The 13613-nt window shown below is 67.5% G+C and carries 15 protein-coding genes; 9 read left to right on the top strand and 6 right to left on the bottom strand.

The window, feature by feature from the left end; genetic code table 11:
* Positions 1-35: 35 nt before the first annotated feature.
* Both AB0L82_RS30255 and AB0L82_RS30250 read right to left on the bottom strand, forming a co-directional pair.
* On the bottom strand, positions 36-761 hold the full coding sequence (locus tag AB0L82_RS30255) for a hypothetical protein (protein ID WP_364643610.1): 726 nt from the start codon (positions 759-761) through the stop codon (positions 36-38).
* Between the two features lie 34 nt (positions 762-795).
* A complete protein-coding gene (locus tag AB0L82_RS30250) occupies positions 796-1797 on the bottom strand; it encodes a hypothetical protein (RefSeq protein ID WP_364643607.1) in 1002 nt (333 codons plus the stop codon).
* Positions 1798-1886: 89 nt separating this feature from the next.
* Between AB0L82_RS30250 and lspA the strand changes: the two genes are divergently transcribed.
* From lspA to AB0L82_RS30215, 7 genes are all read left to right on the top strand, one after another.
* Complete coding sequence (gene lspA / locus AB0L82_RS30245) at positions 1887-2621, top strand: signal peptidase II (RefSeq protein WP_364643604.1); 735 nt, start codon at positions 1887-1889, stop codon at positions 2619-2621.
* Positions 2618-3544: an RluA family pseudouridine synthase gene (locus AB0L82_RS30240; RefSeq protein WP_364643601.1), complete on the top strand. Its 927-nt coding sequence runs from the start codon at positions 2618-2620 to the stop codon at positions 3542-3544. The genes lspA and AB0L82_RS30240 overlap by 4 nt, the downstream gene beginning before the upstream one ends.
* Positions 3545-3567: 23 nt before the next feature.
* On the top strand, positions 3568-4260 hold the full coding sequence (locus AB0L82_RS30235) for a hypothetical protein (RefSeq protein ID WP_364643598.1): 693 nt from the start codon (positions 3568-3570) through the stop codon (positions 4258-4260).
* A gap of 268 nt (positions 4261-4528) precedes the next feature.
* Positions 4529-4921 (top strand): hypothetical protein, encoded by a 393-nt coding sequence (locus AB0L82_RS30230; RefSeq protein ID WP_364643595.1) that lies wholly within the window; start codon positions 4529-4531, stop codon positions 4919-4921.
* Complete coding sequence (locus AB0L82_RS30225; RefSeq protein ID WP_364643592.1) at positions 4911-5798, top strand: hypothetical protein; 888 nt, start codon at positions 4911-4913, stop codon at positions 5796-5798. Before AB0L82_RS30230 ends, AB0L82_RS30225 begins: the two co-directional genes overlap by 11 nt.
* Before the next feature lie 120 nt (positions 5799-5918).
* Positions 5919-6356 carry a roadblock/LC7 domain-containing protein gene (locus tag AB0L82_RS30220; RefSeq protein WP_364643589.1) on the top strand — a complete coding sequence of 146 codons (438 nt, stop codon included), beginning with the start codon at positions 5919-5921 and terminating at the stop codon, positions 6354-6356.
* 11 nt (positions 6357-6367) lie between these two features.
* Positions 6368-6739 (top strand): hypothetical protein, encoded by a 372-nt coding sequence (locus AB0L82_RS30215; protein WP_364643586.1) that lies wholly within the window; start codon positions 6368-6370, stop codon positions 6737-6739.
* Positions 6740-6748: 9 nt separating this feature from the next.
* Here the strand turns inward: AB0L82_RS30215 and AB0L82_RS30210 are convergent, their stop codons facing one another.
* Positions 6749-7336, bottom strand: a complete 588-nt coding sequence (locus AB0L82_RS30210) for a hypothetical protein (protein WP_364643583.1) — start codon at positions 7334-7336, stop codon at positions 6749-6751.
* A gap of 312 nt (positions 7337-7648) precedes the next feature.
* Between AB0L82_RS30210 and AB0L82_RS30205 the strand changes: the two genes are divergently transcribed.
* The gene (locus tag AB0L82_RS30205) at positions 7649-8560 is read left to right on the top strand and encodes an ADP-ribosylglycohydrolase family protein (protein ID WP_364643580.1); all 912 of its coding nucleotides are present in this window, start codon (positions 7649-7651) and stop codon (positions 8558-8560) included.
* A 36-nt stretch (positions 8561-8596) separates the two neighbouring features.
* Here the strand turns inward: AB0L82_RS30205 and AB0L82_RS30200 are convergent, their stop codons facing one another.
* Both AB0L82_RS30200 and AB0L82_RS30195 read right to left on the bottom strand, forming a co-directional pair.
* The gene (locus tag AB0L82_RS30200; protein WP_364643577.1) at positions 8597-9424 is read right to left on the bottom strand and encodes a PhzF family phenazine biosynthesis protein; all 828 of its coding nucleotides are present in this window, start codon (positions 9422-9424) and stop codon (positions 8597-8599) included.
* Between the two features lie 147 nt (positions 9425-9571).
* A complete protein-coding gene (locus AB0L82_RS30195; protein ID WP_364643574.1) occupies positions 9572-12028 on the bottom strand; it encodes an HAD-IC family P-type ATPase in 2457 nt (818 codons plus the stop codon).
* A gap of 209 nt (positions 12029-12237) precedes the next feature.
* Between AB0L82_RS30195 and rarD the strand changes: the two genes are divergently transcribed.
* Entirely contained in the window at positions 12238-13098 is an 861-nt protein-coding gene (rarD, locus tag AB0L82_RS30190) for an EamA family transporter RarD (RefSeq protein ID WP_364644204.1), read from the top strand.
* Here the strand turns inward: rarD and AB0L82_RS30185 are convergent.
* On the bottom strand, positions 13055-13525 hold the full coding sequence (locus AB0L82_RS30185) for a GtrA family protein (protein ID WP_364643571.1): 471 nt from the start codon (positions 13523-13525) through the stop codon (positions 13055-13057). The genes rarD and AB0L82_RS30185 overlap by 44 nt on opposite strands.
* Positions 13526-13613 lie beyond the last annotated feature (88 nt).

Raw genomic sequence — 13613 nt, 5'->3', positions numbered from 1 at the left:
CCGCTGAATCAGCGGGGGCGGAAGTTATTTCGGGGTCAAGGCGCGGGCTGTCCGCGCAGTTTGTTCACCTGCGCCACGGTCAGCGCGGTGAGCTGTTGCGGGTCCGGCTCTTTCGCACCGGACATGGAGAACTGCACGACGGTCGCGCCGACCAGTGACACGGTCACCGCGGAGTACAGCGTCAGGCCCTGGCTGGTGGTGTGCACCCGGAATGCGAAGGAGGCGTCGCCGGAGGTCGGCTGATCGAGTCCGCCGACCTGGTATTCGACCTTGGTGCCGTCCGGATCGGTGCTGGAGTAGCTGGAGCAGGCCCGCAACAGCGCCTGCACCGTCGAGAAAGCCTGTGCCGCCCCACCGTTGGCATAGGCGGCGGCGTCGATATCGATGCTCTCGAAATCCGGCCCGCCGTACTGCGCGGCGGCCCGGGTGGCGGCATTGGTGGCCTGTTCGGCGATGGGCGCGAGCACCTTCGCGCACTGCACCGGATTGGTGCCCGCCCCGGCCCCGGTGCTACTGCCGGTCGGCGGATCCCCGAGCGAGGTGTATCCGGACGGCAGCTGGGTGGCGTCCAGCAGCCCGTTGCGCAGCCCTGTCACATCCGGCACCGGTGCGTTGCTGGGCACGGTCGGCTGTACCACCGGGCCGAGCGTGGGCAGTGCGGGCGCGGAATCATGTGAGCCGCAGGCGGACAGCGCCACGGCGCTCACGCCGAGCAGCGCCGCCACCGCGGTGCGTCCGCGTGGCCGATTACGGAGGTTCACGCCGCCATCATGCCCGGCCGCCGGCCCGGGCGTGTCAGGCGCCCCACTGCACCTGCGTGCGCAGCGTCTGGCGCAGGGTGACCGCGCTGTGCGGGTCGCGGTAGGCCTGGTTGCCGCCGACTTCGACCGAGCCCGACACCGGCAGCGGCATACCGAGATCCACGGTGATCACGCCGGTGCCGCGCATGAGGTAGTCGATGATCTCTAGTTGACCGGCCTCATTGGGCAGATGCCAGACCGTCGATTTCGGCGTCTGGGTCACATCGAGGTGGATGGTGAGCAGACTGCCCTCGCGGTGCGTGAGCGTCGCGGTGGTGACCTGTTCCAGGGGCACACTGCCGGAAACCTGTTGCCGCACCGTCCATACCGCGCCTTCGCCGACGGCATCGTCCGGGAACGCGATGGATTGGTAGACGGCCTGATAGAACGCCTGCTCGAGCGCGGCGCGCGCGGCATCGGAGGTGGCGGCCTTGGGTGCGAGGCGCAGCGCGGTGATCGCGCCGAGTTCACTCATATCGAGTCCGGCGCGCGAACCGTCAGCGGGCAGTAGCGCTTTGGCCAGCGCGGGATCGGGTGAGGTGACCGTGCCGAGGGTGAGCTCCACCCCGTCGGTCCCGGCCTCGGCGGTGAGTGGAATGGTCACCGCGGGCGGGGAGAAATCGCGCACGGCCTGCGTGTCGATCTGCTGTTCGATGTGATGGTCGGTGCGCAGCGTGACCTGCTGGGTGGTGCCCGGCGGCAGCGTGGGCCGCAGCGCCGAGCGCGGTTCGGCGCCGGGATCGAGCACCGTGGTGGTCACCGCCGCGATGGGCATGGTGACCTCCTTACCGATGCCGAGCGGCTCCGCGCTGTCGGATTCGGTGGTGGTCTCGGAGCGGTCGCTGCAGCCGACCCCGAAGGCCGACAGGGTGACCGCGAGCACGATGAGAAGGACGCCGGATCGGGTGGCGCGCTGTCCCGGCCGGGCGCGGCCGGGGGTACGGGTACAGCGTGCGGTGGCGTTCGCCGAACCGGGGGATGAAGACAACACCGTCACGTCGAACAGGTTACGGCCACTTCCTGATAATCAGCTTGGGATGCGGGCGCGCCGTCCGGCCATCGGGCACGGAATGGCCATAGGGAATGATGTCAAGGGTGAGTACCGACCGGCCGCGCGAATCCGGCGCAGACGAACCAGACGAGTCGCCAGCAGATAGCGCACCCCTCGGCACCCCGGCAACGCCGAATCCGGACGCCGCCATCGAGCCCGCGCCTCCCGCCGCCGCTGAAACCGGCACGGACGCCGGACGGCCCGCGGTCGGCGCGACCCCGGCAACCGAACCCGCCGCCGATGCGGCCCAGCCGCTGCGCTTGCGCACGCTGTTGCTCGTGGCCGCGGTACTGCTCGGCCTGGACCTGCTGACCAAATGCCTCGTGGTCGCCAAGATGACCCCGGGCCGCCCGATCCACATCATCGACGATGTGGTGCGCCTGACCCTGGTGCGCAATCCGGGCGCGGCGTTCTCGATGGCGACCGGTATGACCTGGCTGCTGACCCTGGTCGCCGCGGCCGTGGTGATCGGTGTGGTGCGGATCGGCCGCACCATGCGCTCGCTGCCGTGGGCGATCGGCCTGGGCATGGTGCTCGGTGGCGCACTGGGCAATCTGATCGATCGCCTGTTCCGCGCGCCCGGCCCGCTGCAGGGTCACGTGGTGGATTTCGTGGCGGTCGGCTGGTGGCCGGTGTTCAATGTCGCCGATTCGGCGATTGTCTGCGGCGCCGCACTACTGGTGGCGTTGACGGTGTTCGGTTTCGAACCCGATGGCACGCGTGCGCATCGGCACGAGGAGGACGAGAGCGCGGAGGAGAAGACCGTATGAGGGAAACCCGCAGTATGCCGGTGCCGGATGGTTTGGACGGTATGCGTGTCGATGCCGGACTGTCCCGTTTGCTGGGCCTGTCGCGCACGGCGGTCGCCAGTATGGCCGAAGAGGGTTCGGTGCAGTTGGACGGTGTGGCGGCGGGCAAGTCCGACCGGTTGAACGCGGGCTCCTGGCTGGAGGTCGAATTTCCGGAGCCCAAGCGCGAACTCGTCGTCGAGGCCACCCCCGTCGACGGTATGAAGATCCTCTACGCCGATGACGATATCGTCGCCGTCGACAAGCCGGTCGGCGTCGCCGCGCACACCGGTGTCGGCTGGTCCGGCCCGACGGTGGTCGGCGGTCTGGCCGCGATGGGCTACCGCATCTCCACTTCCGGCGCGCATGAGCGCCAGGGCATCGTGCACCGACTGGATGTCGGCACCTCCGGCGTCATGGTGGTCGCGCAGTCCGAGCACGCGTACACCGTGCTCAAGCGGGCGTTCAAACAGCGCACCGTGGACAAGCGCTATCACGCTCTGGTGCAGGGTCATCCGGATCCGAGCAGCGGCACCATCGACGCCCCGATCGGCCGCGCGCGCGGTAACGACTGGAAGTTCGCGGTCACCGCGGACGGCCGTCCCAGCGTCACGCACTACGACACGGTCGAGGCCTTCCAGTCGGCGAGTCTGCTCGATATCCATCTGGAAACCGGTCGCACACACCAGATTCGCGTGCATTTCTCCGCCGTCCGGCATCCCTGCTGCGGTGATCTCACCTATGGCGCGGATCCCCGCCTGGCCGAACGCCTGGGCCTGGAACGTCAGTGGCTGCACGCCCGTCAGCTCGGGTTCAACCATCCGGCGGACGGCCGCTGGATCGAGATCACCAGCGAATACCCCGCCGATCTGGAACACGCTCTGGAAGTCTTGCGCACGCACTGAGTCACGAGCACAAGGAGTTACGCGTGCAGATCGGCCGGGCGGTCAGCGCCCTCACCGATGATGTCCGGGCGCGGCGGATCGCGGGCTGGTCGGCGGCGGTGCTGCTGGTGATCCTGATCGTGCTGCTGGGCTGGGCGATTCCGCCGCGCAAGGGCATTGTCGCCACCGACCGCCTGGGACCGGAGCACAGCGAACCGGTCGACCGGTATCTGGCGCGGGCCCGGGACACCTTGGGCGGCGGTGATACCGCCGAGCATTGGGCGCTGATCTCCTTCACCGCGGGTATTTCGGCCGATCACATTCCCGAATACAGTGGCGGCCTGCGCATTTCGAACGCGATCTACCATGTGGCGATCGACCGGGTGGCGACCCCGGTGCTGGATATTCCGCTGCCCGCGGGCGAAGCCGCCGCGCTGGGGTCCCAGCGTTCGGCCGCGGCCGCGGTGGCTGTGGCGCAGGCTTACAACGACCGCGACGTCCGCACCAATGCCGTGGTCGCGGCCCGCCTGCGCGCCGATTGCCCCTGCCTGGTGAGCCTGGTCGTGCACGGCAACCTCGAACAGCTCCGAAACCTGGCTGCCCGCCCCGGAGTTCGCGCGGTGGAGGCGCTGCCCGCCGATGCCTCCGCGGCCGTTTTCGCCATCGCCCCGCTGCTTCCCGAACAGCGGGACCTCGCCGATGCCGGTCCCAATGACGGCCCCGTCCCCGACAACTGAGATCGCCCCTGCCGGTCGGTAGGTGAGTGCGGTTAATGATCAGCATAGGGTTTGCTGGACCGGGGATTCCAGCAAACAATTCGAGTGAATATTTCATTTCGAATCTTGTTGGTACTGCTAGGTATTGAGTACCGAGGGGTATTCTTCAGAGGTTTACTGGGGGAATGCTTTGGGTACGCGTAATTCTCGCGCAAACGGGGGACAGCTCGCGCGGCGCGTGTGTAGCGTCTGGATCGCCAAATGGCTTATCAGACAAAGCGGTGACGCGGTGATCGGTATAGACGGCTGCCTGCAGCGCATCATGGATATTCCAGGTGCGCGCAGTGTGACGCTGGTAGATGGTGCGAGTGGGCTCGCGGTAGCGGGGGCGGGACGACAGGACCCCCTCGATCAGCACGAGGATGCCGCTGCTAGCACCGATGTGGTGCGTGCGGTGCTCGGCTGCCCGGCGCTGGCGAGTGGCTCGGACGGTGATGACATCTCGGAGATCATCGTCTGCGGCACTCGCGGGTACCACCTGTTGAATCTGATCAAGGGGGACTTCGACGGACGACTGTTCGTCCATGTGCTCTTCGACGACGAAACGGGAAATCTCGGTATGGCCCGTTTCCGCCTGCGCGGAATTCTGGCCGAATTCACCGAGGGCGGTCATGAGCGCTGAACTCGCAAGTGAATTGCGGAGATTGGCTGCGGAAGGTTCGACGGGAGTACTGCACGCGGGGGATGGCGCATTCCATCTGGCCGAAGGTACGATCGCCTGCGCCGATTGCCGCCGGACTACTGGGCTCGATCGCCTGGTGGTCGAAGCGGGTGTGGCGACCCCCGAGGAGTGGCGGCGGGCCGAGGCCGGAGATCTCGGTCCGCTGCTGCATCGGCCGCAACTCGAAACCCTGGCGCTGCTCTCGGTTTTCGATGCCGCCTACTTCCTGCTGGCCGCTCCCGCCCCCGCGGAATTCCAGCCCGCGCCCGCGCATTGGCTGGCTCCGGTCTGCAAGGTGGCACCGCCCGCCCTCGTCGAAGAGTGCTCCCGTCGTGGCGATCCCGAGGCCGGGCCGTGGCCGGTGACGCTGGTCGATCGCGCCCCCGTGGTTCCGGCCCGCCGCATTCCGAAACGCCGCGTCATGCTCACCGGCGGTCAGGCCGAAATGCTCGCCGCCGCCGACGCGCGCCGCAGCATCACCACCCTGGCCGAGTATCTGGGCCGCACCACCTACGGCTGTCTCACCGCCGTCCGCGAACTCACCGAGGCCGGGCTGATCGAACCGCCCGTGCGCCTCACCGCCCCGCGCCATGCCGCCGACGCACAGGTCGCGCCGTTGATCGCGCTGAACGCGCGCCGGGCGGCGGCGGATCGCCTGCCGCCGCTGGCACTCGGCGGACCCGGATCGGATCCGGAACCGGCGGCCTCGCAGCCGCCCGCACAGCTTCCCCGCCGCCGTGCGCGTTCCGGGGCAACGACTCCCGCTCCGGAACGCTGGAAACCCATCGACCGTGAAGTGCTCGTCCGCGTCCGGGCGGCGCTGGAGGAGCTGGCATGACCGCACAGCGGCCGCGTTCGATCAAACGGATCAGGCCCGGCGGACGGAATGGGAGGCGGCCTTGGAGGAGCTGGTGTGACCGCGCGCAGGAGGCGGCTCGGCGAAATGATGGGAAGAAGGATGACAAAGGTGGCGATCTCGCGACCCGAACCGAACACGGTGCTGCTGGCACAGCTGAAGTTGTTGCGCGACAGCGTACCTCGGCTGACCGGCACCCTGGTGGCCTCCACCGACGGGCTGCTTATCGCACACGATCTGCCGCCGCATATCGAACCCACCGGCATGGCCGCGCTCACCGCCTCCCAGCTGTCGCTCTCGCACCGGCTGGCCACCACCGCGCACGGCGGTGGCTTTCACGAGGTCGTGGTGCACGGCTCCGGCGGATACGTGGTCATCTATGCGGCCGGTTGGACGGCCTCACTGACGGTTTTGGCGGGTCCGGAGGTGAATGTGGGCCGCCTGCATCTGGAATCGCGTCCGGTGGCCCGCGCCATCGCCGATCAGCTGACCGAATTGGCGAACAACGTCAAGAAAACCCCGAAGAGAAACACCGATTGAAAGGAACTGCCATGTCCAACATGGATATCGCACTGAAGGACATGATGGTGATCGACGGTGCCGTCGGCGCCTGCGTGGTCGATTACAACAGCGGGATGGCGCTCGGCATGCTCGGCAGCTCCAAAGCCCTGGATCTGCAGGTCGCCGCCGCCGGCAATACCGAGGTGGTGCGCGCCAAGATGCGCACCATCGATCAACTCGGCATCAATGAGGATATCGAGGACATTCTGATCACCCTCGGCGCGCAGTATCACATCATCCGGCCCATGACCGGGCGAAAGTCCAAGGGCCTGTTCCTGTATCTCGCCCTGGACCGGGGCCGCGCCAATCTCGCGATGGCGCGGCATCGCCTGCGGGGCATCGAGGAGGAGCTGGAGGTATAGCGCCGCCCGCTATTTCGACGCGCTCGTGGTCGCCGGTTCGGTGGTGGCGGGTGTGCTCGCCGCCGGTGCCGTCGTGGCCGGCGCGGGGCTCGTGGTGGTCGTAACCGCCGGGGGCGCAACGGTTGTCGTCGCCGCGACAGTGGACGGCGCGGCCGAGGGGGCGGACGTTATCGGGGCGGGGCAATCACCGCCGTGTCGTTCACCCTCGAGATTGATCTCGGCATTGGAGCGCGGGTCACCCGCGTAATTGATCTTGTCCGTACATTTCACGTAATGGTCGGTGCCGAGCGGGGTGCCCGGGCCCGGATCGGGCGCGGGGCCCGGCTCGTCGATCGGCGCGCCGCCCGGCTGCTGTTGCGCCTGCGGTCCCGCACCGCCCGGCTGTCCGCCGCCCGGTTGCGCCGCACCCGGATTCGCGCCAGTGGTGGTGCTGGTGGCCGCGGCCGCGCTCGTGGTGGTGAGCGCCGGCGAACCCTTGACCGTGATCGGCCCCGAGGTCGGATCACTCGAACATCCCACGATGAGGCCGAACGCCGCGGTGGTCGCGAACAGCGTGACCGTCCGGCGGATCGTGCGCGGGCGGCTGGTGTGCGTCATGGGGTGGTCCTCTGCTTCCGCCGCGCACGCCACTCCGCCCGACCGGAAGTGCGCGGCAACATCTTTCGCTGATTCCGGCATGGGGGCGGGCACGGACAGACCCGGCGGTACACCCCCGGTCTCGACACTATGGGCGGCCGCGTCCGGGCACCATCGGACATTTGCCCTAATCCTTGACGGGCGCGCACCCGTCAAGGAAGCGCAACCATTCCCGGCCGCGGCACGAGCGCTGTCGCGTGAGAGCTACCGTGGCAGCAGAGCTGTCCGTGCGAGAGTGAGGGCAGCGAGCTCATCGAGAGGGGCTGGGAACTGATGGAACTGACCGCGGAGCAGGCGGACCGGGCGGCCGGGGTGCTGCTGGGTACGGCGGCGGGTGATGCGCTGGGCGCGGGTTACGAGTTCACCCATCCCGGACCCGAGGTGGTCATCGAGATGAAGGGCGGCGGCAGTTTCAACTGGGCGCCGGGCGAGTGGACCGATGACACCTCGATGGCGATCGCCATCGCCCGGGCGGCGGCGCGCGTGCCGAATCTGCACGAGGAGGCCGGACTCGACGCGGTCGCGGCCGAATTCCTGATCTGGTGGGATTCCAAGCCCGCCGATATCGGCATGCAGACCAGGCAGGTCCTGCAGTGGCGCAGCCCGACCGGGCGCGAGATGCAGGTGCGTGCGCACGATCTGGAGGGTTTGAAGGCGGGCAACGGTTCGCTCATGCGCACCGCGCCGGTGGCGCTGGCCTACCTCGACGACGAAGAGCACTGCGCCAAGGGCGCGGCCGTGGTCAGCTCGCTCACGCACTACGACATGCAGGCCATGCAGGCGTGCAAACTGTGGACCTGCGCCATCCGGCACGCGGTGCTGTACGGCACCTATGACGGTGTGCGCGAATCACTTTCGAAGGTGGACGCGGGGTTCTGGGGACCGCTGCTGGACAAGGCCGAATGCGGTGCGCCCGCGGACTTCCCCAAGAACGGCTGGGTGGTGCACGCCCTGCAGACCGCGTGGTGGGCCATCACCCACGCCGACACCCTGCCCGCCGCACTGGAACTCGCGGTGCGCGCGGGCGGCGATACCGATACCACCGCCGCCATCGCGGGTGGGCTGCTGGGCGCGCGCTGGGGCGCGTCGGCGATTCCGGCGCAGTGGCGCACCATGCTGCACGGGTACCCGGGCTACCGGGAAGCCGATCTACTGGCTCTCACCGACGCCATCGTCAATCGATAACGCAGCGGTGCATACCGGCTCGGCGGGCTGAATCCCTCAGTCCGCCAGGCGGACTACGCCGTCCAGGTAGCGGCGGCAGCGGCCTGCCAGACGGACTCGGTCGCCGCTGAGGGTGCAGCGCAGCGCGCCGCCGCGGGCGGAGAGCTGGCGCGCGGACAGGGTGGTGCGGCCGAGTTCGCGACTCCAGAGCGGGGTGAGCTGGGCGTGCGCGGAGCCGGTGACCGGATCCTCCGGGATGCCCTGTCCGGGTGCGAAGAAGCGGGAGACGAAATCGGATTCGGCCCCGGCGGCGGTGATGATCGCCCCGCGCGGCATCTTCGGAAATGCCGCGAAGTCCGGATGTGCCTGGCGCACTTCCTCTTCCGAGGTGACCAGCAGCACCACATCGGTGCCGTCGTAGGCGCGCAACGGCTTGACGCCCAAGGCCGCGGCGAGTGCGCGCGGAATGTCTTCGCGCACATCGATCTCCACCGAGGACACCGTCGGCAGATCCAGCACCAGATCATCGCGATCGCGGTCGACGCGGAGCCAGCCGCTGCGGGTGTAGAAGTGCACGCGATCCGCGCCGGGATGCATATCGTCCAGAATCTGCGCCGCGGCGGCGAGCGTGGCATGCCCGCACAGGTCGACCTCGGTGGCGGGGGTGAACCAGCGCAGATGGAAGGCGGGCGAGTTGTCCGGTGCCGCACCGGCCTCCGCGGGTAGCGCCGAAGTGTAGAAGGCGGTCTCGGCGAGATTGTTCTCCTCGGCGAGATGTTGCAGCAGTTCATCGGGCAGCCAGCACAGCAGCGGCATGACCGCGGCGGGATTGCCCGAGAACGGTGCGTCGGCGAACGCGTCGATCTGATGCAGCAGGACCTCCATGGGGCACAAGGTACCCCGCTGGTCAAAAAAGGTCCGGGACAAGGCAGTTCACCGGCGAGCCAAACCATGCGACCAGTTTGGATGTTTAACGGAACGGCGGCGCACCGTATCGGTGCGCCGCCGCCGTGACTCGGAATGCGGTGAAGATCAGTCGTTTTCGCCGGGGGAGCCGGGCAGCAGATGTGGTGTCTCGCCCTGCAATTTGGCGCTCACCCACCACGCCACCTCCACCAGTACGATGCCGATCGCACCGCAGATGATCGCCGATGTGGTGAGCGCGATATTGCTCGGATCCAGTTTGAAGAAGTGCCGGGTGAACGGCACCGCGAACAGAATCAGGTATCCGGCAACGGAACCCGCGATGAGCAGCATCTTCCACCCGTTCCACGGCCGCGCCACGATGGCAAGCACCCATACCGCGATGATCAGCAGCGTGATGAGCGCGGTGGTGCCCGCCTGCACCTTCGCGGTCTCGCCCGCATCGGGTCCCTGGTAGGCGATCAGGTACGCGATGAAGGTCATCACGCCGATCACCAGACCGGACGGAATCGCCAATCGCATGACGCGCCCGACGAATCCGGTGCGCGCGCGTTCGTTGTTCGGTGCGAGCGAGAGGATGAACGCCGGAATGCCGATGGTGAACCAGGCCGCGATCGTCACGTGCCGGGGCAGGAACGGATAGCCGATCGCCTTGTAGTGGAAGATCTGCGAACCGATGCCCGCGATGCCGACCAGGAAGGCCAGCACCACCGAGTAGACGGTCTTGGTGAGGAACAGATTCGAGACGCGCTCGATATTGCCGATCACCCGGCGGCCCTCGCCGACCACGTACGGCAGCGTCGCGAATCTGTTGTCCAGCAACACGATCTGCGCCACCGAACGGGTGGCCGGGCTGCCCGAACCCATGGCGACGCCGATATCGGCGTCCTTGAGCGCGAGTACGTCGTTCACGCCGTCACCGGTCATGGCGACGGTATGCCCGCGCGATTGCAGCGCGGAAACCATGGCGCGCTTCTGATCCGGGCGCACCCGGCCGAAGACGGTCTTGTGATCGAGCATGTCGGCGAGTTCGTTCTGATCGGTCGGCAGCTTGCGCGCGTCGACCGGATCGTCACCGCCCGCCAGGCCGAGCGAGGCAGCCACCGCGCCGACCGAGACGGCATTGTCACCGGAGATGACCTTGGTCGCCACATGCTGTGATTCGAAGTATTCGAGGGTCTCCTTGGCATCGGGCCGCACCCGCTGCTCCAGCACCACCAGCGCGGCGGCTGTCACGTGACCTGGCGCGTCGGCCGCGTCCACCGGGCGGTCGCTGCTGGCCAGCAGCAGTACGCGCAACCCCTTGGCCCCGATTTCCTGTGCGACGGCGGCGGTTTCGGAATCGGAGTCCAACAGCACATCCGGCGCGCCGAGCAGCCAGTTGCCGTGCTCCCCGTAGGAGAACCCACTCCATTTCTTGGCCGAGGAGAACGGCGCGATCCCGGTCGGCTGCCATCCGGGCTTCTCCGGCAGCGCCTCGGCGATGGCCGCCACGCTCGCGTTCGGGCGCGGATCGTCACCGGCCATGGCGGCGAGCACCTGCCGCAATTCCTCGGAGGCGGTGGATGATTCGCCCTCGGGCGCGGATCCGTCCGCGGCGATGGCCCGAATCTCGCTGAGCCGCATACCGTTCTCGGTGAGTGTGCCGGTCTTGTCCGCGCACACCACGTCCACGCGCGCCAGACCCTCGATGGCGGGCAGTTCCTGCACCAGGCACTGCCGCCGCCCGAGCCGGACCACGCCGACCGCGAAGGCGATGGAGGTCATCAGCACCAGGCCCTCGGGCACCATCGGCACCAGCGCCGCGACCATGCCGTTGACAGCGGGCCGCCAGGATTCCTTACTGGAGACCAGCTGGTTGTAGATGGACAGCAGGCCCGCCGGGATCAGCAGGTAGGTGATGACCTTGAGAATGGTGTCGATGCCGTTGCGCAGTTCGGATTTGACCAGGGTGAATTTGCTGGCCTCATCGGCGAGTTTGGCGGCGTAGGCGTCCTTGCCGACCTTGGTGGCCCGGTACGCGCCGCTGCCCGAGACCACGAAGCTGCCCGACATGACCGGGGCCGCAACGGTTTTGTCGATCGGATCGGCTTCACCGGTGAGCAGTGATTCGTCGACCTCGAGCAGTTCGGCTTCGATGACCTCGCCGTCGACCACGATCTGATCGCCGGGTCCGAGCTCGATGATGTCGTCGAGCACGATCTCCTGCGGTGCGACCGCGGTGGCCTTGCCCTCACGCCGCACCACCGGTTGTGCCTGGCCGACGATGGCCAGTTCGTCCAGGGTCTTCTTGGCGCGCAGCTCCTGAATGATGCCGACCGCGCTGTTCGCGACGATGAGCAGTCCGAACATGCCGTCGATGATCGATCCGGTCGCGATCACCAAGACGAAAAGCACGCTGAGGATGGCGTTGATGCGCGTGAAGATATTGGCCTTGACGATATCTCGCACCGAGCGGGAGGCCCGCTCGGGAACATCATTGGTGAGCCCGTCGCGCCGTCTTTGCTCCACCTCCGCTGAGGTGAGCCCGGTCGCGGGCGTCGCTGCCTGTGCGGTGATCGACATGATTCACAGCCTAGAGGTTTGCGTGCGGTTAGCCGGGTTTGCCCAGGTGAGCCGGAAGCGCGTCGGCAAGCGGGACTTATAAGGCGAATATCCGATAGTCGCCTGGTCGTTGCACAGGCTAACGTTGATGGGTGCCAGACAGACCCGCCGCCGCCGAGGCGGATGCCGCACGATCCAGCCGTGTCAGCACCGGGCGTTCGGCGGGTCAGGTGGGCGTCGCCTTCGGATTCGGCGCGTACTTCATGTGGGGCCTGTTTCCCGCGTTCTTCGGCCTGCTGAAATTCGCGAGCCCCGTCGAGGTGCTGGCCGAGCGGATTCTGTGGACCCTGGGCGTGGCGCTGCTACTCCTGCTGATCTCCGGCCGGCTGCGCGAGTTGCGCGGTATCGATGCCCGCACCTGGTGGCTGGCGGCGGCGGCTTCGCTTGCGCTGTCCATCAATTGGGGCGTGTATGTCTACGGCGTCATGTCCGCACAGGTCGTGCAGTGCGCGCTCGGCTATTTCATCAATCCGCTGGTGACGGTCGCGTTCGGCGTCATCATCTTTCGGGAGCGGCTGCGCCGGGTGCAGTGGCTCGCACTGGCTCTGGGCGCGACCGCGGTGATCGTGCTGACCATCGACTACGGCCGCCCGCCGTGGATCGCGTTGATCCTGGCCTGTTCCTTCGCCACCTACGGCCTGATCAAGAAGGTGATCCGGCTCGATGCCCTGCCCGGCCTTGCCGCGGAAGGCATTTCGGCCGCGCCGTTCGCCGTTATCGCCGTGGTGGTGCTCGCCGTCACCGGTAACGCCACTTTCGGTTCCAGCGTCTCGCATTCGGCGCTGCTGATGATCTCCGGCCCGGTCACCCTGATACCGCTGCTGTGCTTCGCACTGGCAGCGCCGCGAGTCCCCTTGTCCACCATGGGAATCCTGCAGTATCTGACCCCGGCGCTACAGCTGACCTGGGGTGTGGCGATCGGTCACGAGGATATGCCCGCCTCGCGCTGGGCCGGGTTCGCGCTCATCTGGCTGGCCCTGGCCATCTTCACGGTCGATGCATTGCGCCGCGGAAGACGAGCCAGCGCATAGCCGCGTACATATAGATGCCCTCGCCGATGCCGCCCGCCACCCGGGCGAGCTGATAGTCGACGCCCACGGTGGCCAATCCGCTGGTGACGCCGAGGATGAAGACCAGATAGTTCACCACCACGACCACGACGTACACCGTCAGTTGCGGTCCGACCGCGGCGTGCGAGGAGAAGTTCAGCGTGCGGTTCAGCACATAGCTCAGACCGAACGCGGTGATGTAGCCCGTGGTGACCGCGACCGGCAGCGGTGCGCCGAGGGTGCCGTGCAACAGAGTGAGCGCGATCATGTCTGCCGTGAAGCACACCGCGCTGATCAGCAGATACCCCACGACGGTCGGTGGCGCGAAGCGTTCGAGCCCGAACGGCAGGCGGTCGGAGATGCCCGCGCACAGGCGGTGGAACCAGGTATCGGGCAGAACCTTGTGCACGAGATCAAGATGCCATCGCGAGATGGCGGCCAGGTTAGCGGCGAGCCAACTCGACGCCGGGTAGTATAAGTTCGAACTTATATAAAGG

The sequence above is a fragment of the Nocardia sp. NPDC052001 genome, assembly GCF_040680615.1.
Lineage (GTDB): Bacteria > Actinomycetota > Actinomycetes > Mycobacteriales > Mycobacteriaceae > Nocardia.
The sequence above is the reverse complement of the archived record's forward strand: the minus strand, read 5'-3'. Positions and strand labels throughout refer to the sequence as shown.

Excerpts from the sequence above, each read along its gene's own strand:
- AB0L82_RS30210 (WP_364643583.1), bottom strand. The coding sequence starts at position 7,336 with ATGACGCACACCAGCCGCCCGCGCACGATCCGCCGGACGGTCACGCTG.
- AB0L82_RS30205 (WP_364643580.1), top strand. The coding sequence starts at position 7,649 with ATGGAACTGACCGCGGAGCAGGCGGACCGGGCGGCCGGGGTGCTGCTG.
- AB0L82_RS30225 (WP_364643592.1), top strand. The coding sequence starts at position 4,911 with ATGAGCGCTGAACTCGCAAGTGAATTGCGGAGATTGGCTGCGGAAGGT.
- AB0L82_RS30240 (WP_364643601.1), top strand. The coding sequence starts at position 2,618 with ATGAGGGAAACCCGCAGTATGCCGGTGCCGGATGGTTTGGACGGTATG.
- AB0L82_RS30200 (WP_364643577.1), bottom strand. The coding sequence starts at position 9,424 with ATGGAGGTCCTGCTGCATCAGATCGACGCGTTCGCCGACGCACCGTTC.
- AB0L82_RS30215 (WP_364643586.1), top strand. The coding sequence starts at position 6,368 with ATGTCCAACATGGATATCGCACTGAAGGACATGATGGTGATCGACGGT.
- AB0L82_RS30195 (WP_364643574.1), bottom strand. The coding sequence starts at position 12,028 with ATGTCGATCACCGCACAGGCAGCGACGCCCGCGACCGGGCTCACCTCA.
- lspA (WP_364643604.1), top strand. The coding sequence starts at position 1,887 with ATGTCAAGGGTGAGTACCGACCGGCCGCGCGAATCCGGCGCAGACGAA.
- AB0L82_RS30220 (WP_364643589.1), top strand. The coding sequence starts at position 5,919 with ATGACAAAGGTGGCGATCTCGCGACCCGAACCGAACACGGTGCTGCTG.